Origin of the sequence: Variovorax sp. WDL1 (assembly GCF_001541225.1) — a bacterium.
Lineage (GTDB): Bacteria > Pseudomonadota > Gammaproteobacteria > Burkholderiales > Burkholderiaceae_C > Variovorax.
The window spans coordinates 1-2096 of record NZ_LMTS01000028.1 but is presented as its reverse complement, the minus strand read 5'-3'; the positions used below and the strand labels follow the sequence as shown (position 1 = coordinate 2096).

Here is a 2096-nt window from a genome sequence, read left to right as displayed (position 1 = left end):
GCCTCACACAGCCGGCCGGCGTGTTCCTCGGCCAGCACGATCGCCAGTACCTGCGTCACGAAGGCCCGGAACACGTCCTGACCTTCGCGCCCACGCGCTCGGGCAAAGGTGTCGGCCTGGTGGTGCCGACGCTGCTGTCCTGGCCGGCCTCGGCCGTCATCCATGACATCAAGGGCGAGAACTGGCAGATCACCGCCGGCTGGCGCAGCCGATTCAGCCATTGCCTTCTGTTCAACCCGACCGATGCGAAGTCGGCGGCATACAACCCGCTGCTGGAGGTGCGGCGTGGCGCGCATGAAGTGCGCGACGTGCAGAACATCGCGGACATTCTGGTCGATCCCGAAGGCGCGTTGGAGAAGCGAAACCATTGGGAAAAGACCTCGCACGCGCTGCTGGTCGGGGCCATCCTGCATGTGCTCTACGCCGGCGAGGACAAGACGCTGCGCGGCGTCGCCAACTTTCTCTCCGATCCGGCCAGCCCGTTCGAGCTGACCTTGCACCGGATGATGACCACGCCGCACCTCGGCGACGGGCCGCATCCGGTCGTCGCATCGGCGGCGCGTGAAGTCCTCAACAAGAGCGACAACGAACGCTCGGGCGTGCTGTCCACGGCCATGTCGTTCCTCGGCCTTTACCGCGATCCCACGGTGGCCGAAGTCACCTCGCGCTGCGACTGGCGCATCGCCGACCTGATCGCTGCGGAACATCCGGTGTCGCTGTATCTGGTGGTGCCGCCTTCGGACATTTCGCGGACGAAGCCCCTCATTCGCCTGATCCTCAACCAGATCGGGCGGCGGCTCACCGAATCGCTCGACGGTTCCGATGGCATCGCGCGCCGCCACAAGCTGCTGTTGATGCTCGACGAGTTCCCGGCGCTGGGGCGCCTGGACTTCTTCGAGACGGCGCTGGCCTTCATGGCGGGCTACGGCATCCGCAGCTTCCTCATCGCGCAGTCGCTCAACCAGATCGACAAGGCGTATGGGCAAAACCACTCCATCCTCGACAACTGCCATGTGCGCGTGACGTTCGCCACGAACGACGAGCGCACCGCCAAGCGGATTTCCGAGACGCTGGGCACGGCCACCGAGCTGCGCGCGCAGCGCAACTATGCCGGCCACCGGCTCGCGCCGTGGCTAGACCACCTGATGGTGTCGCGCCAGGAAACCGCGCGCCCGCTGCTGACGCCGGGCGAAGTCATGCAGCTTCCACCTGACGAGGCCGTGGTGATGGTGTCCAGCGTGGCACCGATCAAGGCCAAGAAGCTGCGCTACTACGCGGACGCCAATTTCAAGCGTCGCGTGCTGCCACCGCCCGCGCTGGCGGATGGGCAGTACGCCGACGCGCCGCCATTGCGGCCCGACGACTGGAGCGGGTTGGCGATTCCCGCCGTGCCCACCGCACCCGCCGCGGCATCCGCTGATGGCCTGGGTTCCGCCGATGACGGTGGCCCACGCCGTCAGCCCGAACTCTCCGAAACCGTCGCCTACGACCCCGAGCTTGCCGCGCCTGCGGCCGACCTTGGGCTGCTCGATGACGACGACGACCTGCCGCTTCCCCTTCCTCGCCAGTTCGATCCAGCCATGCAGCGCACGGCCCGGCTGGCTTCCCTCGACCCCAACGACGGAATCGAGCTATGAGCCAATATCGCCTGAATCTCTTTATCCAGCCGGAGCACGCCAAGCGCCTGGACGAGCTGGCCGCCAAGAAAGGCGTGTCCAAGTCGTCCATCGTCGCGGCGGCGCTCGCATCGTGGCTGTCGCCCGATGCCGCCGACCAGCGCGAAGCGGCTATCGCCAAGCGGCTGGATCGCCTGTCGCGCCAGGCCGAGCGTATGGAGCGCGACCAGAACATCCAGATCGAAACGCTGGCGCTGTTCATTCGCTACTACCTCACGGTCAGCGCGCCAGTCCCCGAGGCGCACCAAGAGGCCGCCCGCGCCCAGGGCAAAGCTCGCTTCGAGCAGTTCGTTGAACAGTTGGGTCGGCACCTGCTGCGCGGGCGCAGCCTGGTGCGCGACGTGGTGGAGGAACTGCATCCCGACCCAATGCGGATGGAAGACGCGGCGGCAGCCGCGCAAGCGCAGGAGCGTGCGTCAT

2 protein-coding genes are annotated in these 2096 nt (G+C 66.9%); both read left to right on the top strand.

Going from position 1 to position 2096, the window contains the following annotated elements:
• The coding region (locus tag APY03_RS06050) for a conjugal transfer protein TraG (protein WP_232324168.1) at positions 1-1637 on the top strand (1637 nt) is incomplete at its 5' end.
• The coding region (locus APY03_RS06045; protein WP_005304534.1) for a ribbon-helix-helix protein, CopG family at positions 1634-2096 on the top strand (463 nt) is incomplete at its 3' end. The genes APY03_RS06050 and APY03_RS06045, both read left to right, overlap by 4 nt.